Annotated in this window: 17 protein-coding genes; 5 read left to right on the forward strand and 12 right to left on the reverse strand. The window is 58.0% G+C overall.

Annotation, left to right across the window (positions count from 1 at the left end; all coding sequences use genetic code 11):
• Positions 1–97: 97 nt before the first annotated feature.
• The 7 genes from CAG11_RS31140 to CAG11_RS33495 form a co-directional block, all read right to left on the reverse strand.
• The gene (locus tag CAG11_RS31140) at positions 98–1,060 is read right to left on the reverse strand and encodes a YCF48-related protein (RefSeq protein WP_085600240.1); all 963 of its coding nucleotides are present in this window, start codon (positions 1,058–1,060) and stop codon (positions 98–100) included.
• A 10-nt stretch (positions 1,061–1,070) separates the two neighbouring features.
• The gene (locus CAG11_RS31145) at positions 1,071–3,458 is read right to left on the reverse strand and encodes an RND family transporter (RefSeq protein WP_085600242.1); all 2,388 of its coding nucleotides are present in this window, start codon (positions 3,456–3,458) and stop codon (positions 1,071–1,073) included.
• Positions 3,459–3,493: 35 nt separating this feature from the next.
• The gene (locus CAG11_RS31150; protein WP_310650577.1) at positions 3,494–5,140 is read right to left on the reverse strand and encodes a DUF1302 domain-containing protein; all 1,647 of its coding nucleotides are present in this window, start codon (positions 5,138–5,140) and stop codon (positions 3,494–3,496) included.
• A 26-nt stretch (positions 5,141–5,166) separates the two neighbouring features.
• The gene (locus CAG11_RS31155) at positions 5,167–6,588 is read right to left on the reverse strand and encodes a DUF1329 domain-containing protein (RefSeq protein WP_085600246.1); all 1,422 of its coding nucleotides are present in this window, start codon (positions 6,586–6,588) and stop codon (positions 5,167–5,169) included.
• 468 nt (positions 6,589–7,056) lie between these two features.
• Positions 7,057–7,719 carry a hypothetical protein gene (locus CAG11_RS31160; protein WP_256578808.1) on the reverse strand — a complete coding sequence of 221 codons (663 nt, stop codon included), beginning with the start codon at positions 7,717–7,719 and terminating at the stop codon, positions 7,057–7,059.
• 81 nt (positions 7,720–7,800) lie between these two features.
• Positions 7,801–9,168 (reverse strand): FAD-binding oxidoreductase, encoded by a 1,368-nt coding sequence (locus CAG11_RS31165; RefSeq protein WP_085600250.1) that lies wholly within the window; start codon positions 9,166–9,168, stop codon positions 7,801–7,803.
• Positions 9,169–9,378, reverse strand: a complete 210-nt coding sequence (locus CAG11_RS33495) for a hypothetical protein (protein ID WP_143494840.1) — start codon at positions 9,376–9,378, stop codon at positions 9,169–9,171. It lies immediately after the preceding gene.
• 434 nt (positions 9,379–9,812) lie between these two features.
• Here CAG11_RS33495 and CAG11_RS31170 point away from each other — a divergent pair, with 434 nt between their 5' ends.
• The 3 genes from CAG11_RS31170 to CAG11_RS31180 all read left to right on the forward strand — a co-directional run bounded on the left by CAG11_RS31170 (position 9,813) and on the right by CAG11_RS31180 (position 13,086).
• Positions 9,813–10,394, forward strand: coding sequence for a TetR/AcrR family transcriptional regulator (locus tag CAG11_RS31170; RefSeq protein ID WP_085600276.1), 582 nt, complete (start codon positions 9,813–9,815; stop codon positions 10,392–10,394).
• A gap of 576 nt (positions 10,395–10,970) precedes the next feature.
• Positions 10,971–12,005, forward strand: coding sequence for an AraC family transcriptional regulator (locus CAG11_RS31175; protein ID WP_085600252.1), 1,035 nt, complete (start codon positions 10,971–10,973; stop codon positions 12,003–12,005).
• A gap of 34 nt (positions 12,006–12,039) precedes the next feature.
• A complete protein-coding gene (locus tag CAG11_RS31180; RefSeq protein WP_256578809.1) occupies positions 12,040–13,086 on the forward strand; it encodes an AraC family transcriptional regulator in 1,047 nt (348 codons plus the stop codon).
• 240 nt (positions 13,087–13,326) lie between these two features.
• Here the strand turns inward: CAG11_RS31180 and CAG11_RS31185 are convergent, their stop codons facing one another.
• From CAG11_RS31185 to CAG11_RS31205, 5 genes are all read right to left on the reverse strand, one after another.
• Positions 13,327–14,202 (reverse strand): alpha/beta fold hydrolase, encoded by an 876-nt coding sequence (locus CAG11_RS31185; RefSeq protein WP_085600254.1) that lies wholly within the window; start codon positions 14,200–14,202, stop codon positions 13,327–13,329.
• Positions 14,199–15,725, reverse strand: coding sequence for an NAD(P)/FAD-dependent oxidoreductase (locus CAG11_RS31190; RefSeq protein ID WP_085600256.1), 1,527 nt, complete (start codon positions 15,723–15,725; stop codon positions 14,199–14,201). The genes CAG11_RS31185 and CAG11_RS31190 overlap by 4 nt, the downstream gene beginning before the upstream one ends.
• 364 nt (positions 15,726–16,089) lie before the next feature.
• Positions 16,090–16,641: a transcriptional regulator gene (locus CAG11_RS31195; RefSeq protein WP_085600258.1), complete on the reverse strand. Its 552-nt coding sequence runs from the start codon at positions 16,639–16,641 to the stop codon at positions 16,090–16,092.
• A gap of 40 nt (positions 16,642–16,681) precedes the next feature.
• Entirely contained in the window at positions 16,682–18,994 is a 2,313-nt protein-coding gene (locus tag CAG11_RS31200) for a PqiB family protein (RefSeq protein ID WP_085600260.1), read from the reverse strand.
• Complete coding sequence (locus tag CAG11_RS31205) at positions 18,987–19,607, reverse strand: paraquat-inducible protein A (protein ID WP_085600262.1); 621 nt, start codon at positions 19,605–19,607, stop codon at positions 18,987–18,989. Before CAG11_RS31205 ends, CAG11_RS31200 begins: the two co-directional genes overlap by 8 nt.
• 227 nt (positions 19,608–19,834) lie before the next feature.
• Between CAG11_RS31205 and CAG11_RS31210 the strand changes: the two genes are divergently transcribed.
• Positions 19,835–20,473, forward strand: coding sequence for a paraquat-inducible protein A (locus tag CAG11_RS31210; protein WP_085600265.1), 639 nt, complete (start codon positions 19,835–19,837; stop codon positions 20,471–20,473).
• A 190-nt stretch (positions 20,474–20,663) separates the two neighbouring features.
• Positions 20,664–21,047 (forward strand): biotin/lipoyl-binding protein (locus CAG11_RS31215; protein ID WP_143494842.1); only part of this gene is annotated, 384 nt, incomplete at its 3' end.

The raw sequence follows: 21,047 nt of genomic DNA on the forward strand, positions 1-21,047 counted from the left end.
GGTTCGAGGGGAAGGTGTCTCCCCTCCCCTCGAACTTCTTCCAATTGCCCTGGCCGGACGCAGACTTGCAACGTCCAGCCTTTAGCGAGACCTCCCGCTACTGGTGTTCAGCCACGACGCCACGTCGCGAGAACAGCACCGGCGAACCCTCCGGGCTGAGTAGCGCCGCTGTCAGAGAAAGCCCTTCAACCGACTGGCTTTCTGCGAAACTGTGGCCGGCATCGTTACTCACCAGCATCAACCCATCCAGCCCGACTGCCAGCACCTTAGTACCTGAAACCACCACGCTGGTGACCGAGCCTTTGCTTTGTGTGGGCAATCTACGGAAGTCCTTGCCCTCGGCAGAACCCTGCAACAGCGTCCCTCGCTGGCCCCCTAGCAGCAGGCTGCCATCGGCAAGTACCGCGCCGGACCAAAGAGTGCCTTCATAGCCGGTACTCAGGTATTTCCAGCTTCGTCCTTGATCATTGGAGCGCAGGACCAGCCCGCGCTCAGCAGTTGCATAAAGCTGGCCCTGGCGATCGGCAAACAGCCCCATCAAGTTGAGGTCAGCCTTCTTTGAACCTGGCGGCGCCTGCAGGTGCTGCTCCTTCCAGGTCAGCCCGCCATCTTCGGTGATCAGTACCAGGGCCCAAAGACCCACTGCAACACCCTGCTGAGTATTGAAGAAATGCACCGCGAACAGAGGACGATCCTCTTCACTGGACAGGCGCTGGATCTGCCAGGATTCACCACCGTCCGCAGTCACCAGAATCGCTCCCCAATGGCCAACCGCCCAGCCGTGGCTGGCGTCGACGAAAGACACCCCCGTGAGCGGTGTGGACAGCGGCACCGAGCTGGCCTGGCGGAAGCTTTTCCCGTGATCGTCGGACAGCAGCACTATACCGTGATCGCCGACGGCAACCAGCCGTTCTCCAGCCCATGCGGCATCCAGCATGGTCGCCTGTGTGGCAATGCTCGACTGCACCGCCGGCACGGCCGGTAACGGCGATGCTTGCAGAGACAACGGCAGCACAACTGTGGCGAACAAAACACCGATCAATAAACAGCCATAACGCATGATTCTCTCCTCAGTGCACGAGCACGCCGATCATCCGCACGGGGCGCCTGCGCGGGAACACCCGCTCCAGCCAGACCGCAAAGGCCGGCAACACAGTCATGGCCATGACCATATTGACGATGAACATGAAGGCCAGCAGCTTGCCCATGTCGGCCTGAAACTTGAGGTCGGAGAACGCCCAGGTAGCGACGCCGATTGCCAGGGTAATCGCGGTAAAGATGGTGGCCATGCCAACCTCGAGCAACGCATGCTCGACGGCTTTGGTGATGGGCTGACCATAGGCTTGGTGGAGCTGCAATCGGTTGTAGATGTAGAAGGCGTAATCGACCCCGATTCCCACTGCCAGCACCATCACCGGCAAGGTGGCGATAGTCAGGCCGATCTGCAGCTCCTTCATGAACCAGTAGCCAATGAAGGTGCCAATGGTCAGAGGCAGACAGCAGATCAACACCGCTCGCCAGTCGCGATAGACGACAAATACCAGCAAGGCAATGGCGGCATACACATACAGCAGCATCGGGGTTTCGCTTTTCTCCACTTCTTCGTTGATGGCCGCCAGAACCCCCGCGTTGCCTGAAGCGAGGCGCACCGCAACCCCTGGCTGCGGATGCTCGCTTCTAAAGGCCTTGGCCGCCTCCACCACCCGGTTGATCGTGGTGGCCTTGTGATCGGCCAGATACAGGTGCACCGCGGACATGCTGCAGTCGGAACGCATCAGCCCGGGAGTGCGCGCAACTTCGGTGGCCAGCGCAGCGTAGTTCACCGGGTCGATGGGCACCGCGCCCATCTTCGGATTGCCTTCGTTGTAGCCCTCGTTGAACTGGCGCATGTAGGAGGAAAAGGAGGCCACCGACAGCACCCCGGGTACCCCCTGCATGGCCCAGACAAAACGATCCTGGTATTGGCCCAGGGCGACATCCTCGCAGCCAGCCTGGCTGGCGTCGCCGGACGTGTCCCGACTGACTTCGAATACCACACTGAGCCAATCCAGGCCGATGTCATAGTTACTGGCGATGGAGACGGCATCCCGATTGAAGCGCGAGTCTTCACGCAGCTCCGGTGCTCCGGCCTGCAGTGTGCCAACGACCCGGTCATTGCTCTGCCAGATCGCCACCAGGAACAGCGCCAGGGCAACGCCAAGCACCCACTGCGCATTGCGCCACTCGGCGAGCCGGCTCAGGCCGTGCAGCCAGCGGCTACGGCGCTGCCGGGAGATTTCCTGGGCCTTGGCGTACTTGTCATCCACCCGCAGCAACGACGCCACCAAAGGCAGCATCAGCAGATTGGTGATGATCTTGAAGGCCACGCCAAGGGATGCCGTGATGGCCAGCTCCCGCACCATGGGAATGGGGATCAGCAGCAGGGTCACGAAGGACACCAGCGCCGTTACCAATGCCAGGGTTCCGGGAATCAACAAGCCGGTGAAACTTGAGCGCGCCGCCTCCTCGGCACTCTTGCCCAGGGCAATTTCACGAACGATGAAGTTGATTTGCTGCACGCCATGGGAAACCCCGATGGCAAATACCAGGAACGGCACCAGCACCGCCAGCGGATCGAGGCCATAGCCCAGCAGGCGCAGACTGCCGAATTGCCATACCAGCGAAGCCAGTGAGCAGACCAGGGCCAGTGCGGTAAAACGCAGCGAATGGCAGTACCAATAAACTGCAGCGGCGGTCAGCAGCAGTGCCAGCAGGCAGAACTCCAGCACCGCCGAAGCACCGTCGGCGATGTCGCCGATCTGCTTGGCAAAACCAATCATCTGGATTTCAAAATCACCATCCTCGAACGGCTGGCGGATCTGTTTCTCCAGCTCATGGTTGAACGCCACATAGTCCAAGTGGGCACCATTGGCGTCGAACTCATTGAGCTCCGCAGTAATCATCGCGCTCCCCTGGTCGCGAGAAACCAGGGTGCCGATGAAACCGCCTTGAACACTGGAGCTGGCGATCGTTGCGATGATTTCATCATCCAGACGCTCGGGTGTAACCGTTCCCGGCACCAATGGGTCGGCACGAAAGCCCTCTTCGGTGATCTCGTTGACGAAGGCATTGGGCGTCCACAGCGAACGCACACTGCTGCGCGACACACCGGGAAGGAAGGTGATCGCCTGGGTAACGTCGTAGAGCCGCTTCAGGCCCGCAGCGCTCCAGATATCACCGTTGCGCGCCTTGACCACTATGGTCAGTCGGTTCGCTCCCATCAGGTCATTGCGGTAGGTTTCGAATGTGTTGATGTATTCGTGGCCTATGGGCAATTGCTTCTCGAAGCCGGCATCCATGCGCAATTGCACGGCGAACCACACCATGATCAAGGTGAAAACGGCCAGGCTCCCCAGCACCAGCCGACGATGCCCGAAGAAGGCACCTTCGACGCGTGACAGCACGCCACGCGCCGGCATTTCAGAGAATCTCAAAGAACCGTTCACGCTAGGCCTCACAGGGTGCGGGAGATCGCGAGGCCGACATAGTCTCGGTCACGGTACAGCTGGTCGTAAGGGGTATCGCCGCCCATGAACTTCGCGTAGTTGAGGGAAATCTGCCAACTGGCCGGATTTCGTACGAAGTTCAGGTAGAGATTCATGTTGCTGGCGCCTTCGGTGAAGGTTGCGTTGATATTAGGGGTGCGCCCTCCCAGCGACCGCGAGTAGAAGATCCCTGGCGTGACTTGCCAGCCCGGCACCAAAGTACCGTCGTAGGTCAAGCTGAGGTCCATGTTGATCCCTGACGAGGTCTTGTCGCCATAGGCCTTGGGGGATGTCGCGGGGTCCAGCTGCCAGGTATTCAGGCCAGCGGAAATCGGCTCGCCGTTCACCTCCTTGTGCAGCCCCGGGTACTTGATCACCACCAGCTCGGTGAGCAAGGTGCCGGTGCTGGCCCTGGTGAAATCCAGCAGCGTCGGGGAGTTGGAAGGCGTGAAGCTATACAGGCCTGTGAGGTGCCACTGGAATTTCTTTTCGTCCTTCCAGCATTTGCCGCCGTTGTTCGCGCACAGGTCGATAACGGGGTTGAGCGGCACGGAATCCTTGGGGCGGTACGATAGCTCCGTTCCTACGGCCCAGTCACCGATCGGCATGTTGGCGCTGATGCCATAGAGCATGCGATCTTCCTGATACCTCCAGGTCGGCGACACCGCAAAGGTGTTCGGATCAAGCAGCGCCACGCTCAATGACGGCAACTTGTCGTGGTAACGCATCACGTAGAGCCCATAGTTGACGTCGCTGTCCTCCGGCTGCCAGCGCAGCGAAATACCCCATTGGCCGCTATCGCGGGCCTTCTTGTCGTTGAAGCCGTAGGTCCCCATGCCCTTGCCCAGGCCATTGTTGGTGGACCAATAACTGCCCACCGGTGGCAATTCACTCTTGTTCCAACCGAACTGATAATAAGCCTCGATATTCAGGCCATAACCCAGGCCCGAGGCGACGCTGAGCATTGGCGCCGGCAGCACGGCTTCTTTGAGCTGGACACCGGGACGCGCCAAGGCTTGATAATCATAGGCGTTGGTGTTGTTGATCCCTCCAGTCACGAACAGGCTTTCGCCCCAGTTGATCACCTGGTTACCCAAGCGCGCCCGGACGCGCTGATCACCGATGTCGAAGCCTTTGCTCACCCATAGATCGAGCAATCGGGTCTTGAACTTGAGGTCGTCACGAGCAGCGCTGCTCAGGCCGTCGCTGCCTACACCCTCGGGGGTGTTGAATGAACGGGTACCGGTGGTATCGGTTGCGGCAAAGTCTCGAATCCAGCTGCCCCGGGCCATGAAGGTGACGTCCTCGGGCATCTTCAGCAGCAGTTCATGGGTACCTTTGAGGTAGTTGGTGAATAGATCGCCACGGTCGTAGTTCAAGTCGCCCTGGTCGGCGACACCCGAGGTCTGTGCCAGGCAGCCCGAGGGCGCATTGTGCCCGCTGACGCCCTGGTTGATCAGGTTGCAACCCCGCGACTCCGTGCGCAGTCCCATGCCTGCGGTAATGGTGGAGTCGAAGGAGCCATGGACAGTTTCGGTTTCAAATGTGAACCCCATCGCCAATGGGGCTGTGCACGCGATGACAAGGCCTGAAGCTTTGATAATTATTTTTTTCATGCTGGCTCTCGATCTGACGTCGGTTTTTAGCGCTCGCTGATGGCTCGCAAGTTATCGGAGGTAAAGAAGTCACGTTTCAGGCGGGGGTTGCCACTGTCCTCGGTGAGCCAGCGGATATCGCTCTTGCCGGCCCCGATCGAGGTCATGTCGAAGAGATAACGGTCGTCGATCAGGTTGTACTGGACTTGCGCCTGGACATCGCACGCGCCCGTCTCGTAGACAGGGATCGAGAACCCTTCACGCACCTTCCAGATCTGTCCCTGTTTGTCATAGTCAACGGCCAGCAATGGGTTCCAGCTGTCTTCGTCGATGTAGAACAGGCGTTTGGGCGCCTGGTGGCGCATGCCTTGACGAACATTGGCCTCGACCACCCAGACACGATGCAGTTCGTAGCGGCGCGATTGCGGCGCGATTGAATGGTTACCCGCGAACACGTCAGCCTTGGCGGCGGTGTCGTAGGCACCAAAGGCGTTATAGGGCACCAGCAGTTCCTGCTTGCCGATCAGCTTCCAATCGAAGCGATCCATGGCTCCGAAAAACACGTTCACTTCATCGACGGTGTACTGATTGTCCAACCCGATCTGCGGTGCGTCGTAGGAGTAGGACGGCATGCGCCGCACACGACGCTGACCGGGGAAGTAGTAGAAGGTGGTGGCCTGCTCGCCGGCTACGGTCGACTGCACCCCCGCCTGACCGGCCAGTGCCGCTGGCTCCTGGTAAATGTTAAACGTGGCGTATTCCAGACGACCAACGGACGAAAACAATGCACTCCCTTTCTTTCCCCAGGGCGTGAAGAAGAAGGTGTCCGTCATCTGACGCAACCAGTCGCCGCCCTTGCGCGGCGATATGCCTGAGATGCTTTTGGGAATTTCGACACCCAGCCCCCGGTAGCGCATCTTCATGTTCCACATGACCTCAGCACCGGTACTGGGCAAGGGAAACGGGATGCCCGGCACATGGGCTTCCTCGAGGGCAATCCCTGTGGCGTCGAGCTTGGCGTAACCCAGGTTTTGCCGGGTGTTCTCGACCACGAAATCCGGAGCACCGCAGGTACGGCGGGTCTGGTAGATATCCATGCGATAGCCTGGAATCTTCTTGAACAGTTCAAGCTGGCCGGGGGACAGCTTGCTCGCATACTGCGCGACATTGTTCGAGTCGATGCTGTACAGCGGTTTGTCGCCCTTGAACTTCCATTGCTCACCCCGCACCTGCCCGTAACTCCAGCCCGCCCCCTGCGGCCCCGGTGCTGTCCAGGCAGGAATTTCCCCGCTTGAGTTGGCAGCGACCTCCCCCCCCAGCGGCGTCAGCTTGGAGCCCAGAGCCTCGGCTCCCTGGGTCGCAGCCTGTACCGAGCAGACCGCAGTCAGTGCTGCAAGGGTAACCAGCACTTGCCTGAAAATATGGCGAGTGGAAATCTCCCCCCTCAGCCGTGTAGTGACTTCTCTCATTGGAGGCTCCTCAAAAAAGGGCTTGAATTGGCTGCCCGGCCTTCCGGACAAAAATCAGCGTTGTCACCCCCGATCAACCGACATGGTCAATTGATCGTGTCAAATGACCAAAAGCAAACCGTATGCCATAAATCGATGCAGCTGGATTAACTTAGATAAATCAGCTAGTTATCCATTGCACCGAACTCATGCGCAGCGAATATCGGTAGTTCCATGGGAAATAAAGGAACACGTGTTACCAATTGATGCTTGCCCATAGTGCACGCATAGCCTTGAGTACTCTTCGAACTACACTGGCATTGATTGTGTCCAGTGCTATCTAGTTATTTTTTAAACCCTCATAAAGCGGATGAATTACCAAAAAAAATCGCCCCGAGAGGCGATAAAGAAGCAGGCTTTTGGCCCACCATGGAGTAACTTCAGATAAACAGCCGCACACAGCAGAGCCGTGCCTACTGCCTACTCGACTTAACGGAACTGAGTCGCGATTTGACTGGGACTTTTCCTGGAGCGCTGAAGTGCACCGTAGGCATAGAACGACTGGACAATCGAGTAAGACCAGGTCAAGAAGGCGAAGGTCATAAATACCAATTTGGTGTCGTCACCCGGAATCGGAAAGAAGTCATATCGCAATGCTATTGTGAGTCCCGCCACCCCACCCAATAGGGTCGCCAGCGCATGCACAGGTTCTCTGGCGCGAGCCAGTCGCCATACAAAATATGCCAGGTAAAGGGTGTAAGCTGACCACATCAGCACATAAAAATAGGGGAGGTATTCTTTGAGCCCACTCGATAGAAAGTAAATAGCAGTAGCCGCGAACCCGGCCAAGAACAACGTGACATCACTCGCCGGAGATGGCTTGTAATTATGCGTCACTGCCATTAAACCAAGTGTTGCAATAATGGGAATCCCCACCCCTCGGGAAAAAGCATCGAGAAACATGGCGACATTGTAATTACCCTGCCAGCCCGTCGCGACAAATATTGTGAAGTTTGTCGCAGATATCCCGACAATCAAAAACTCCACTCCAATCAAATAATTTTTACGCCTAACGAATGCCACTCCATAGGACAGGCCACATATCATCAGCAACACACATGAAACCAAGGCAAGTACTTCTATCGGCTGCACAATAATAACCTCTCTCAGTTGAATCGCGCCGTTGTTCTACGTTCTACGCCCACTGACACAAGACAGTTGCATCAATTGCAATCAACCTTTCCTAGCCTTGTCTTTACGCACTTTTTTATCAGTCCAGGTATCCATCAACTTGGCCGCCGCAAACCCAGACTGCATAACGCACCATTGCAGTGGCTCAGGCAGTATGGAGGGCGTCTTGTGTTGCAGCGCCGCCAGCAGTTCCGGCTTGTCGCCGTTGATTTGCGCGGCCAAAAGTGAGCCAGCGAACGATTGAGTGCCCAAGCCGTGACCCGTGCAGCCGACCGTGTAGAAAATATTCTGTTTCGCGCCCATTGCACCTATTACTGGCAGGAAGTCATAGGCACCACTGACGTAGCCACTCCAACAGTGCTGGATGCCAAGGCCCTGCAATGCCGGATAGCGCTCGCGCAGTACCTGGGCCAATGCCTTGTAGGCACCCTGGTCAGGGATATTGGGGGTTTTCGAACCGTAGGCATAACCCAGCTTCTTGACGGTCAACACCATGGTGCCGTGCGCCGTCAGGCGGTGGCTCTCCATGGTGTAGTGCGGCGTGATGATCCCTTCCCGCCCTTGCCACCCCAAGGTAGCCAGTTGCTCTGTCGATAGCGGTTGCGTTTCGAGTGCCGATACGCGAATTGCCCCGATCTTGTTGCGCAACACCCCCAACTGGGGGGTATAGGCATTGGTCGCCAATACCATGACTGGAGCAGTTGCACTGCCATGCGCAGTTTTGCAGGTGATGACCGCCCCTTCACTGAAGGAGAGCAATGGCGTGCGCTCGTAAAGCCTGACGCCGGCCTCGATGGCCGCGCGCCGCAAACCACTGACGTATTTGCCAGGATTCAAGGTGCCGCCGCACTGTTCGGCAGCGAACAGAAAGGCAGACGGAATTCCCCGCGCACGCATCTCGTCGCCGTCCACGAAGCGGGTCATGGCCCCCAGCTTCTGACCCAGTGCCATGTTTTGCCTCAAACGCTTTTCCTGACTCGAATGAACACCGGCCCGGAGCACGCCCGAAGGGTTGTAGTCACAGTCGATCCCCAGGGTCTTTAATCGGCCTTCCACGTAAGGCACGGCCTCGTCATAGAATCTGATGAACTGCGTTGCTTGCTTCACCCCAACCCGATTGGCAAAGAATTCGTACTCGACCCCCATGCTGCCTAACAGGTAGCCCGCATTGCGACCACTGGCGCCGAAACCGGCGAACTCCTGCTCCAGCACGATGACATCAGCTCCGAGCGCCCTCAGTTCCAACGCTGTCGATAAGCCAGCAAAGCCGGCACCGACCACTATTACATCGGCTTGCACCTGCCCTTCGAGTGCTGGCTGCAAATCGCTCGGCAACTCCACCCATCCACCCAGACTGCGAAATTTCAACGGTTCGGCGCCACTGCGGGCCGAGTCATTCAAGGCATTCATTCACATGACTCCAGAATATGGATCGTTGTTACCACCACGGGTTGCTTCATGGCGGCTAACGGGAACGCAATGGAAGTGATTTTCTTCGAGGCGCAGCAAGGCTCGGCCGTAGGCCATCGCCAGGTCGCTACAAGGAGAGGAGGTATTGGCGCCACCGCCGTGATCGACCGATGCAGCGCTGCTCATCGTCGAGAGTTTTCGTGTATCCATCTGCTTTCTACCTCTCTGGCTTTGTCATTGTTATATCCAGTGAGCCCGGGCAATCCGGCTTGATCGACACAGCGCGCACTCTGGTGCTTGCGCAACTGCAGCCCAGCATTGCCGGCGTCGACAGCTCATAATTACCGAATATGTACATATGATCAAGTCAGTTGATCTGGCTTTTTTGTACCTTTCCCACGGCCATCAACCGCCTGTCAAATTCCAGCGCTCTACTTGCCGCTTGCGGGCCTGCGGGATGACCTTGGCGAGGTCGATTCGGTACCTTGTCCCTTGCCTCAACTACACACCTGATGTGGCCATTCCAAAAGGAATGGGATCGCATCGACTGACCTCATGGATTGGAGAGTGACCTTGCGATAGGATTCGTCACCGTCAACGCTGGACCAAAGGTTGGCGGCAACACCGAAAAGGGAGAACGCTCAATGGCTCGAATAGGCGCGGAAGAGCGCAGACAGGATTTTATTGAAGCCACCATCAAGGTGATCGCGGAGTACGGCATAGCCGACGCCACCACGCGGCGTATCGCGGCAGCAGCGAATTCTCCGCTGGCCTCGCTGCACTATGTTTTCCACACCAAGGACGAGTTGTTCTATGCGGCCTACGAGTCCCTGATCGACATGCCTCAGCAATTGCTGAAGCAAGTCCCGAAAGGCTCCACGACAGCGGAGTCGGTTGGGGAAATGTTGCGCCAACTGGTCAAGTGGTTTTCCGCGCACCCCGAGCTGGCCACTACGCAGTTCGAACTCTTCTTCTGGAACATGCGCAACAACCCGGAAATGGCGACGAAGATTTATGCCGTTTCCATTGAAGCAACCCAGCAGGCCATTCGGAAGATGACCGGCGATGCGTTGGATCAGGCCGCGTTAACCACCATCAGTCGCCTGTTCCTCAATCTCGTCGATGGCCTGCTGCTTGCATGGTCTGCTCACGGCGACCATGAACGCCTGGAGGTTGAAACTGAAACAGCCTGCAAGGTAGTGAAGCTGCTAGTGGCTAGCTACTGAGACGCTATTCGGATGCGCCGTGCTCCCGCATGGCGCGGCAATCCGCATATCTGGATATTTTCACAAGGCGGCTAGCGGATTTTGTCGAGCACGCCCTAGCCGACCCGGCCCTGAATGACCTCCATTCGCCCCTTATTGCCTGGCACTCCTCAGAATCATCTGTGTGCCTGAGCGGCAAGGCGATTCGTGTCAGAAATGCCGGAAGACGTCGGTCATGCTAACGGTCGGATACTTGATATGAGGGTCGGGCGGTAATCTGGTAAATACCGGTTTCAATACATAGAGAGTGCTCAGGGTCAGGACAACGGCCAGACAAGCAAATCCAAGACGACGCATAGCACACCTCCAGAAATCGCGTTTTTATTATTGGTGAACTTGAGTCTGGTCTGCGAGGCCCGATAAAGCTTGATAAATCGCGCCACAAAATAGCCAATTCGCGCATCGAAACAGGCCAGTGATCAACGCTAGTCCTGCCCAATCAACGCTACGACTACATGGAGAAAGGTATCCAGGCAAAGGGGCTATCCATCGGAATACAATGCCTCTAAAGCAGTGCTAATCAGGCTAAACATCGAAATGGCTTCCCTCATTCGTGGCACGGCCCTGGCAGGGTTTGATGAGTTTACAATTAGCCAGGGCCTCGAACCGCATACCGTTCTGGCTGAAGTAGGACTTCCCAAAGATGCCGCGGACGGAGTGATCTCCGGCAGGCAGTTTGTTGACCTGCTGGAATTATGCGCAAGGCGATCGCACAATCCGATGTTCGGACTGCAACTTGGCCTTCACCAAGGCCCGAAAGCCCTGGGCAGCATGCTCTACGTCATCAAAAGCACCAGCACCTTGGGTCAGATACTGGAAGAGCTGACTCGGTACTTCCATTTTCACAGTACCGGGGCGGACCTCTATCTCCAGCGCAAGGCTACTGGTGCACAACTCATCTACGAGTTGATTGATGGAGACGCGATTTCTACCAGGCAGGCAGTGGAGTGGACCATGGCTGTCTGCGCCAGGCTCATCCAGTCTTTACTTGGATACCCTTGGAAACCTCTCGGCTTGCAGATGCGACACCCCGCACTGGGAGAGCTCAGCGTCTACAGACAGCTTCTGGGTGTAACGCCTCACTTCAACAGTCCGGCCAATGCCTGGGTCTTTGCCGAATCACTGCTGAACGCGGTCCCGAATACAATAGATGAGAAATTCAACGAACTGGCAAAAGACCATATCAGCGAGCTCGCTCAGCTTAGGTTGCAAGAGTTTCCTTCCTATATAAAGAAGCTGCTGCATAGACAGCTTCCCAATGGCCACGTCACTATCGATCAGATTGCGGAGAAGGTTAAGATCAGCCCTCGAAGCCTGCAGCGTTACTTGCACTCCGAAAGTACCAGCTTTCAAAGGCTTCTTGACGAAACACGGCAATCCATGGCCGCTCGCTACATGCGCGATTCCTCCATGAACATGACGCAACTTTCAGAGTTGTTAGGCTATGCCGATCTCAGCGCATTCTCCCGCGCGTTTACCCGCTGGAACGGCATGAGCCCGCAAAAATGGAAAAAACGCATCGATCAACAAAACTCAACAGTATCTGCGCCGCCTTCTGATCCAACCCAATAGTCCGACAATCAAACTGCCAAGGTGCTCCAGCGTTTTGTTCACTCCTCTGGTGCGTGCCGTCGCCCTTCACGGCTTTCATGCGTTTGCCAAACGCCAGGGCCTGAACTCGGCGGAAATGTTGCGTCGTGCCTCATTGCCGCTGGATTGTTTGCAAAAGCCGGAAGCGCTCCTCCCCTATCGTAGATTCTGCAGGTTGCTGGAGCTTTGCGCGGCGCAGTCCGGCAATGCCCTATTTGGCCTGCAGCTCGGGCTTTATCAAGGTGTCGATGTTTTCGGAGATCTGTTCTATCTGATCCGCAACAGCAAAACGCTGGGAGATGCCCTGACCGAGTTGCAAGCAAGTTACTCGCTGTATTTCAACGATGCGGTCATTGAGCTGGATATCGAAGGTGAACGCGCCATCCTCAGCTACAGGCTAAAAGAGTTGAATACCCCTGGGTTGCAACAGGTCGAGGAGTCAGCGTGCGGAGTTGGAGTGCAGCTAATGCGGACTCTCGCAGGCAGCCATTGGCAAGCCAAAGCGATCCGCTTTCGGCATGCACCACTGCTTGATGAATCAAGCTATCTGCAAGCCCTGGGTCAGCAGCCCAGGTTCAACGAGCCCAGTACCGCGCTAGAGTTCGATTCATCTGATCTTGCCCTGGCATTGGGCGCCAAAAATGAGGCACTGCATGGCTTGATTGCCAAGCACATAAACAAAGTCGAGCGATTATCGGAAGAAGAGTTATCCAGCTACATCCAACAATTGCTGCGCTACCTACTACCCTGCGGGCGAGCCACTACCGAGAAGATTTCCAACTGCCTGGCCATTCATCCACGCACCTTGCAGCATTGGCTTGAACACAAAGGCACGTCTTTCCAGCGGCTACTCGATGAGACACGCCAGGAGTTGGCCGGCCAATACCTGCTGGATTCGTCAATCAGCATGGCGCAAATGTCCGGGTTGCTTGGTTATTCGACCCCCAGTGGATTCAACCGTGCATTCAATCGATGGTTTGGAGTAACCCCGTCGCAGTGGCAAAAGCAACAGGGTGTCAAAAGACAGCCCCGCCTGCTACGTAACGCTCCCTTCAGGGTTTGATATCGCCCTTCTCTCACTGCCAAAAGTACTTCTCCCTCGGCCCCTTGCCGCGAATAAAAAAAACCGCCCCGTAGGGCGGTAAAAGAGCAGGCCGATGGCCTACCATGCAGTCGGAATCCTTATATCGGCAGTGCAAAGATCACGCATCGAAAGCCGTTGCAGCTTGCCGCCTCGATGTATGAGGCCAGTGCCAATACCTCTCTCAATTCCCCAATAACAGCCTCTGTGAGGCAATACGCTCTACAACATGTGCCCTGCCAAGAGCGAAAGCAGTGTGCCTGATAGCGAACTCGGAAAGTCGTGCCCCATGCCCGGCAGTAGAACCAACTTTGCCCCAGAAATAGCGGCTGCAGTGGCAAATCCTCCGCTGGTGGCAACCATGAGGTCTTTGTCCCCATGAATCACCAGCGTGCTGCATCTGATTTGCTGAAGTTCCTTGGTGCGGTCACCCGAGTTGATAATGGCCCCCACTTGCCGGGATGTACCCAGGTGGTTTAACTCGCAGCCTCCTCTCTCCCAGGCCTCTGCCGCATAACAACGCAAGCCTTCCTCGTTCCACTCGAGGCTGGAGCCAATAACGCTCATGATATCGACATAGTCGCGGACACTTTCATTCTGGTTCCTGGGCGGACGACGCAGGACCTGCAAGATCGCCTTGAGCGCCGGTTGCCCGACCCGGGCCGCTCCGGTATTGGAAAATATCGAGGTCAAGGTCCTGACCCGCTGGGGGTAACGCGCAGCGAGTGTCTGGGCAATCATGCCGCCCATCGACATCCCCACAAGGTGCGCCGCCTCTAGCTGCAGCGCGTCCATCAGGTCGATGACGTCATCCGCCATGTCGCCTATGTCGTAGCCCGGGGTCGGTTTGCGGAAAAACTGCTGGATAACCGTTGGCGGTGTTACATCGGTGAAAAATGACCTGCCCGAATCACGATTATCCAGGGTGATGACCCGCAAGCCCTTGGCGACCAAACCGGCAATGATCGATGGCGGCCAGTAGGTCAGTTGCAATCCCAGGCCCACCACCAGGATCACTGCGGGGTCGGTTTCAGATCCATAACTGCGATAGCAGAGACTTCCCTTGCCCGGCACCATGCAGAACTGGTCTTTGCTCATCGGCCACTACTCACTGGCTGCAGCTCAACGTTGTTCTTCAGGCGAACAGCGGGTGCCGACGTGAACTTGAGGCAGTCCTCAGCCACCGTCCCACGGCGTAACAGTTTCACATCGCGGAAGTAATCCATCGACATGACCCAGGGCTCACTGGGGCCTTGCCGCGGCATGCCGTCCAGGGCGCGCTGCACATATCCCGCACCGAAGTCCAGGAGGGGGCGAGTCTCGATCCCTTCCGGTGCCTGCGGCTCGCACACAGCATGGCCCTGCTCGTCCATGTAGCCCAGCAGGCGACAGAAGTGATCGCACTGCAGGCATACCTTCAAGGTCCAGGAGGAGTTCGTATAACCCACCGCAAAAGCGAAATTCGGCACGCCGGACAACATCATGCCTTTATAGGCCAGCGTCTGGCTCAGGGTCACCGGCTCACCATCCTTGTGCAGGGCAATGCCGCCGAAGAGCTGAACATTCAGCCCGGTGGCCGTGACTATGATATCGGCCTTGAGCTCTTTTCCGGACTTGAGCAAAACCCCCGACTCGGTGAATTGCTGCACATGGTCGGTCACCACAGAGGCTTTACCCGAACTGATGACCTTGAACAGATCGCCTTCAGGAACCGAGCACAGTCGCTGGTCCCAGGGGTTGTATGGCGGGTTGAAATGAACGTCCACAGGGTAATTTTTCGGCAACTCCTTGCGGGTCAGCCAAATAATCAGTTTGCGGGCAAGTTTGGGGAAGCGTTGACAGAACGCCCAGAAAGCCAAGGTGATCTTGGCATTCTTGTAGCGCGTCAATGAATAAGCGGTCTGCTCGGGCAGCACTTTACGCAGGAAGGCGGCAATGGAGTCATTGGCGGGCTGACTGACGATGTAAGACGGCGTGCGCTGCAGCATGGTAATGCTGGCCACCTTATCCGCCATGGCCGGGATCAAGGTCACTGCCGTGGCGCCACTGCCGATCACCACCACATGCTTGCCGGCGTAGTCCAGGTCTTCCGGCCAGTGCTGCGGGTGAATGATCTGCCCCTTGAATTGCTCCGAGCCCTCGAAGCGTGGGCTGAACCCCTGGTCATACCTGTAGTAGCCACCGGCACTGAATAACCAGCGGCACTGGACCGTGCGAATTTCTCCGAGGTTGCCGTCCTCGACCTCAACGGCCCACAGTCCCTTGTCGCTCTGCCAGTTTGCCGAAAGCACTTTTTGCTTGTACTGGATGTATGGCTGCAACCCGTACTCGTCGACCGTCTCACCCAGGTACTCGAGGATGTCTTTGGCGTCCGCCAGGGACTTGGCCTTGGTCCAGGGTTTGAAATCGAACCCAAAGGTATACAGGTCCGAATCAGAGCGAATACCAGGATAGCGAAACAAGTCCCACGTTCCTCCCGCTCGTTCACGGGACTCAAGAATCGCAAAGACCTTGCCAGGCTGGTGACGTCGCAAATATGCGGCTGCGCCAATTCCAGACACACCAGCGCCCATGATTAGTACATCTAACGGCTCAGCCGGAAGAACTGCGTGAGAAGACATGTCGCCTCCTATTGTTGTGTTTTAGAGACTTGATCAAATGATTTGATCGCTTGATCATATTAAGTCTGCTGCATTCCGGGGGGCAAGGTGCAAAGTGCACAAGATTTTTATTATTTTGGTGTGATTTGCACAGGACATGCAGGCCTCGCACGATACCCCGAACACTGAAGTGCTGGGCTCGAGCCCGGCGGCGCCGGGAAAAGTGACTGGCTATCTGTAGTCTTTGGCCGATCGCCACGGGTCAGCTGCGCCTGCAATCATGGCAAACCGCAGGCGAGCATCAAGGTGCGACGTTAAGCAGGCGTGCGCCGAGAAAGAGCTAGGCCGCAATCAGGCTGAGCCATTGGCTTGCGGCGCTCTGGGCTTACAGACGATTCGAGGTAGTACCAACCAGGGGAATGCGCTGCCCGGTCTCCAGCATTTCCACGGCATCCAGTTGCTCTTCTATTTGCAAAAAGCGCATGGCGGTGACTGACGACATTTTTTCGGAGACTTCATCGATATAGCGACTCAAGAGCATTTGCCGCTTCACCTGCAGAGCCTTGTAAACCTTGATCATCTTGGCCGCATCTTGATTGCTCACCGCTCCGGAGCCGTACGCCCGCGCATACTCAAGCAGCAGCTCGAACGAGTTCCTGTTCAAGCTATCCAGTTCATTACGGTAACGGCCGTAGATCGGCCAGAAGGTTTCGGCCTGCCCGCTGTCGAGCCCCATATTGGCCTCTACCACACGCTTGCGCTTGTAGTTAATGGTCTCGATCTGGTTGTTGATCTTCTCCTTGTGATCGCTCATCACCTGCTCCACCGAAGGCAGGGGTTCCTGGGCTTGCGCTTCCTGGGTTTGTACTTCCTGGGCCTGCGCGGCAAAGGCGCAGCCGGCAGCGAGCACAGCGACACAAAATAGACGCCTGGACATCAGTTGACTCCTCTTGCATTAACTAAAATAAATCGCGCAATCACTGCGCGGCTTCCGTGAGGGAAATCTTCGGCGCCCACTCGAGCCAGTGCTCGTCGACGGCTCCGAACAGGGCGAAGGTCTGACCCGGCTTGGCCGCATCGCCCATCTGCCCGTTGTCTGGCGTGGCGAAGGCTATGCCGCCCGCCACCATGGCTTCCAGGGACTCGGTGCGCAGCGAAACCCCCTTGAACAGACCCGCCTCGATGCCCACGCCGCTGGCGTTCCAGAAGCGACTGCCGGTGCGCACCAGGGGTGCATAACGCGGCTCGATAAGAACGCTGATCAGTACTCGGTCCGCCTGCTGCCCCAGGCTCATGTCGATGACCTTGCCCACCACCATCTTGCGGTAGCTCACCGGGCTGCCGAGCTTGAGCGAGCCCTTGTCCGGGGCGCTCAGGGTCAGCCGCAGGCCAGCGCCGAGCCCCAGCAGGTTGGGTGCTTCGGCCAGGGCCTGGAAGCGCGTCTGGCGCTCGCCCGGGCGACTGCTGGCCATCGCCTCGATATAGGGACCGCTGACCAGGGTGCCGAGGTTTTCCGTGCGCAGCAGGCCGAGCGCCGGGCGTACCACCCAGAAGCGCGTGCCGCTGCGGGCGAACTGTTCGCCGTTGGCCAGCAGTCGCGCCTTGAGCTGCACGCCGGACAGGTCGCCCTTCAAGTCGACGCTCTCGACCTTGCCGATCACCAGCCCCTTGAACCGAATGGGCGTGCCTTCGCGCAGGCCTTCGGCATCCTCGACGCTTAGCTGGATCTCCACTCCCCGAGCCATGGCGGCCTCTTCGCTGTCGTAGAGGGCGAACTGCCGATCCCTGCCAGAGGCTGGTGCTTTCGGGTCCAGGGTGTCGAAGGAGATCCCGCCGTTGAGCAGGGTCTGCAACGACTCGCTCTTGACCTTCAGCCCGGTGAAGTCGCCGCTCAGGGTCACGCCGCTGGCGTTCCAGAAACGTGTGGAGCCGTTCACCAGGCGGGTGAACTCGGGCTCGATATGCACCCCGATCATCACCTGCTGGTTGTTCGCCGAGAGTTGGTAGCTCTGCACGCTGCCAACGCGGATCTGTCGATACAGGACCGGCGCGCCGACCTCCACCGAGCCGCGCCGGTCACTGCTCAATACCAAGTGCAGGCCAGGCACATTCATGTCCATGGGCGGTGCCTTGGCGCGCACGCTGAACTCGCGCCGCGGCGCGCCGCTCTTGGCGAAACGCACGGCGATGTAGTTGCCCTTGACCAGGGCGTCCAGGCCGGTGATCCCGGCCAGGGAGATATTTGGCTTCACGGTCCAGAACTCGGTGCCCTCCCGCAGCAGGGCCTCGACCCGTGGGTCCATCGCCAGCTCCGCGGTAGCGCCGCTGAAGTCCTGGTTCATCTCGACGTTCTTCACCAGGCCGACTTGCACGCCGTTGTACATGACTTGCGTCTGCCCCGGCTGAATGTCGCTCAGGTCCTTCATTTTCAGCGCCACCCGCAGCCCGACCTGGGCCGCGTCATAGTCCTCGTACAGGCGGAAGGGCTTGCTGGTGTCGGTGGGCGGGCTGTCGCGATGGTTGTCCGGGGTGGCGAAGGAAATACCGCCGGCAGCCAGGGTCAGCAGCGACTCGCTGCGCACCTTGAACCCGGACAGGCCGCCGGAGATCGAGATTCCACTGGCGTTCCAGAAACGCGTGTGCTTGCGCACCAGGTCGGCATAGGCCGGCTCGATATGCAGCTTGATCTCGATGGTGCGCTGGTCTTCGCCAAGCTGGAAGCCCTTCACCTGGCCCACCAGGATCTGCTTGTAGAACACTGGGCTGCCCTGCTCCAGCGAGCCCAGGCGCTCGGCCTTGAGGGTGATGTGCAGGCCTGGAACCTTCTCCGACATCGGCGGCGGCTCCTTCAAGGCCGCGAAGGAGCGAAGCCCCTGGTCGCCTTTGTCCCCCTTGGCCGGGTCCACCGCGATGTAAACCCCGGATACCAGGGTCTCCAGGCCGGTGACACCCGCCAGGGACACACGCGGCTTGACCAGCCAGAAATGGGTATCTTCATTCAGGTACTTCTGGGTTTCCTTGGTCATCTCGATGGAGGCAATCACGCCCTTGATGTCGTCACTGACATTCAGCTCCACCACCTTGCCCACCGAGATGCCCTTGTACAGCACCTCGGTTTTCTTGGCCTGGATACCGTCGCCGCTCTCGAAGCGCACCTGGATGATCGGACCGGCCTCGTCGTAGGCGCGCCAGGTCAGCCAGGCGCCTATGACCAGGGCCAGCAGCGGCAGGATCCAGATCGCCGACCATCTGGAGGTCGGGTGTTTTTTCGGCACAGCCAGGTCACTCATTTTCATTGTCCAAATTGGTGTTGTCCCATATCAGCCGGGGATCGAAAGTCACTGCGGCCAGCATGGTCAGTACCACCACGCTGGCAAAGGCGGCGGCGCCGTGGTTGGCCTCGATGCGCGCCAGGTTGCCGAAGTTCACCAGCGCCACCAGGATGGCGATGACGAAGATGTCGAGCATCGACCAGCGCCCTACCCACTCGATGAAGCGGTACATGATGATCCGCTGGCGGGCCGACATCGGCTGGTGTCGCTGCACGGAATAGAGCAGTAGAGCGATCCCCACCAGCTTGAAGGTGGGCACCACGATGCTGGCCACGAACACCACCAGGGCAATAGGGATCATCCCCAGCTGTAGCAGGCTGACCACCCCGCTCATGATGGTGGCCGGAGCCCCTTTGCCGAACACGCTGACCGTCATGATCGGCAGCAGGTTGGCCGGGATGTAGAGAAGCATTGCGGTGATCAGCAAGGCCCAGGTGCGCTTGATGCTGTCAGGCCGGCGCACATGCAGCAGTGCCTGGCAGCGACTGCAGTACCCAGGCTGCCGGTCGTCGATTGGATTGAGTTGATGGCATTCACCGCAGACCTGGATCCCGGCATCGATGGCGCGCACCGCTACCCTCCTTCAGAGCTGCCCGCCGGGCCGATCCCGACGTGCATCGAACACTTGTCCAGGGCGGGTGGCCCAGCCATTTCTATTGCACGTACATTGCCCATGACTCACCCACGGCTTGATTGAAAACGCCGCGCATGGTACTTTTATGCACCTATTGAGTCAATAGTGACTCATTTGAATAATTCAACACTCGATACTCACCCTTCCGGAGACCCACCGGTCCAATGCCCCTGACCCACACTGGCAACTTGCCAAAGCTGCCCCTGGAAGCGCTGGTCGCCTGCCACGAGTGCGACCTGCTGATGCGTCGGGAACCGCTCGAGCCCGGTGAAAAGAGTTGCTGCCCACGCTGCGGCTACGAGCTGGCTGTTCATCGCCATCACTGGCAGAGCCGCTCTTTGGCCCTGGTCCTGACTGCCCTGCTCCTTTACATCCCCGCCAATTTCCTGCCGATCATGCATTTGACCCTGCTCGGGCAAACTCGCAGCGAAACGGTCTGGAGCGGTGTGCTCGGGCTGTTCGAAAGCGGTATGCAAGGGGTCGCCGTGGTGGTGCTGCTGAGCAGCATGGCAATTCCCCTGCTCAAGCTGCTGTGCCAGTTGCTGGTGCTGTTGAGCCTGCGGTTCAAGTTGGCTCGCCGCAGCGGCATGTCGCTATACCGCGTTTATCACCACCTGCGCGAGTGGGGGATGCTCGAGGTCTACCTGTTCGGGATCCTGGTTTCCATCGTCAAGCTGATCGACATCGCCGATCTGAGCCTGGGCATTGGCCTGGCCTGTTTCGTCGCGTTGCTGCTGACCCAGATCTGCTTGGAGCTGAATATGCCGTCCCATCAGGTCTGGGAAGCGCTGTCCAGCGAGTAGCCCCGGTACTCGGGTGCAACGCTCCTGCAGGAGCCGCAAGGCCAATTTCAGTGCTGTTTTTTCCACTAGCCTTGCAGTGAGCTGACGGGGACCCGAGCCGACCTTCATTGGTTTGTTTCAAAGAGTGGCTGGGTTTACTTGAGGGTGAACACCTTGACTTGCGTGTCTTACTAGATCGGGGAAAAAATAAATGAGCGTGCTTACGGCATTACGGGTGTGTGGCTTGGTGTGCGGCCTGGGCCTGCTCCTTACGGGTTGCCAGGAAGAAAAACGCACGGAAGAGGCCCCGCGTCCCGTCCGTGCGGTGATCGCCAAGCCTGGGGTGATAGGCGAAGAAGTTGCCCAGACCGGCGAGATCCGCGCGCACATCGAGACTGATCTGGCTTTTCGCATAGCGGGACGGATTGCGACCCGTAGCGTTGACGTCGGGACGGTCGTTTCCAAGGGGCAGGTGCTAGCCGCGCTCGATCCCAATGATGTGCAGAATGAGGTACGGGTGGCCGAGGCCGAAGTGCGCAGCGCGGAAGCGGCAGAAGAATTTGCCCGCTCGGGGCTTGATCGCCAGCGCATGCTC

Origin of the sequence: Pseudomonas sp. B6(2017) (assembly GCF_002112765.1) — a bacterium.
Lineage (GTDB): Bacteria > Pseudomonadota > Gammaproteobacteria > Pseudomonadales > Pseudomonadaceae > Aquipseudomonas > Aquipseudomonas piscis.

What these genes read in the sequence shown, in the direction of transcription:
- CAG11_RS31140 (WP_085600240.1), bottom strand. Translation starts at nt 1,060, where the DNA reads ATGCGTTATGGCTGTTTATTGATCGGTGTTTTGTTCGCCACAGTTGTG.
- CAG11_RS31145 (WP_085600242.1), bottom strand. Translation starts at nt 3,458, where the DNA reads ATGCCGGCGCGTGGCGTGCTGTCACGCGTCGAAGGTGCCTTCTTCGGG.
- CAG11_RS31150 (WP_310650577.1), bottom strand. Translation starts at nt 5,140, where the DNA reads ATGAAAAAAATAATTATCAAAGCTTCAGGCCTTGTCATCGCGTGCACA.
- CAG11_RS31155 (WP_085600246.1), bottom strand. Translation starts at nt 6,588, where the DNA reads ATGAGAGAAGTCACTACACGGCTGAGGGGGGAGATTTCCACTCGCCAT.
- CAG11_RS31165 (WP_085600250.1), bottom strand. Translation starts at nt 9,168, where the DNA reads ATGAATGCCTTGAATGACTCGGCCCGCAGTGGCGCCGAACCGTTGAAA.
- CAG11_RS33495 (WP_143494840.1), bottom strand. Translation starts at nt 9,378, where the DNA reads ATGGATACACGAAAACTCTCGACGATGAGCAGCGCTGCATCGGTCGAT.
- CAG11_RS31170 (WP_085600276.1), top strand. Translation starts at nt 9,813, where the DNA reads ATGGCTCGAATAGGCGCGGAAGAGCGCAGACAGGATTTTATTGAAGCC.
- CAG11_RS31175 (WP_085600252.1), top strand. Translation starts at nt 10,971, where the DNA reads ATGGCTTCCCTCATTCGTGGCACGGCCCTGGCAGGGTTTGATGAGTTT.
- CAG11_RS31185 (WP_085600254.1), bottom strand. Translation starts at nt 14,202, where the DNA reads ATGAGCAAAGACCAGTTCTGCATGGTGCCGGGCAAGGGAAGTCTCTGC.
- CAG11_RS31190 (WP_085600256.1), bottom strand. Translation starts at nt 15,725, where the DNA reads ATGTCTTCTCACGCAGTTCTTCCGGCTGAGCCGTTAGATGTACTAATC.
- CAG11_RS31195 (WP_085600258.1), bottom strand. Translation starts at nt 16,641, where the DNA reads ATGTCCAGGCGTCTATTTTGTGTCGCTGTGCTCGCTGCCGGCTGCGCC.
- CAG11_RS31200 (WP_085600260.1), bottom strand. Translation starts at nt 18,994, where the DNA reads ATGAGTGACCTGGCTGTGCCGAAAAAACACCCGACCTCCAGATGGTCG.
- CAG11_RS31210 (WP_085600265.1), top strand. Translation starts at nt 19,835, where the DNA reads ATGCCCCTGACCCACACTGGCAACTTGCCAAAGCTGCCCCTGGAAGCG.